Here is a 530-nt window from a genome sequence, read left to right on the forward strand (position 1 = left end):
GACCACCTCCGCCAGCCGCGCCCCGTCATGGGCCGCGGCGTGGCTCGCGGTCCAGCCGCGGATCAGGCCGTGCCGGCGATCGATCGCGACATGGTTCTTGTACCCGAAGGCCGGCACCGCGAGATCGACCTGCGGCGCGCCATCCTCGCGCGGCTTGGCCTTGGAGAACTTCACCGTCCAGCGCGCGTCGCGATCCTTCTGGCGCAGCTTCGCGGGCTTCTCGGCCCAGCCTTCGGGTACCTGTCCGGCCTTGATCGCCGCCCGCTCCGCCTCGGTGTTGCGCTGCTTCGGCGCGGCGACGATGGTCGCGTCCACGATCTGCCCGCCCATCGCCAGGTAGCCGGCGGCGCGCAGCGTGGCATCGAACCGCGCGAACAGCCGCTCCACCGCGCCGGCACGCTTCAACGCCTCGCGGAAGGTCCAGATCGTGTTGGCATCCGGCACCGGGTCGGCCAGCCCGAGGCCGAGGAAGCGCATGAACGACAGGCGGTCCTTGATGAGATACTCGCAGCGCTCGTCGGACAGCCCGT

1 protein-coding gene is annotated in these 530 nt (G+C 71.1%); it reads right to left on the bottom strand.

Features of this window, described 5'->3' with window-relative positions; translation table 11 throughout:
* The coding region (locus tag HW578_RS27530) for a transposase (RefSeq protein WP_198373848.1) at positions 1-530 on the bottom strand (530 nt) is incomplete at both ends.

Source organism: Roseomonas rosulenta, assembly GCF_016106005.1.
GTDB lineage: Bacteria > Pseudomonadota > Alphaproteobacteria > Acetobacterales > Acetobacteraceae > Neoroseomonas > Neoroseomonas rosulenta.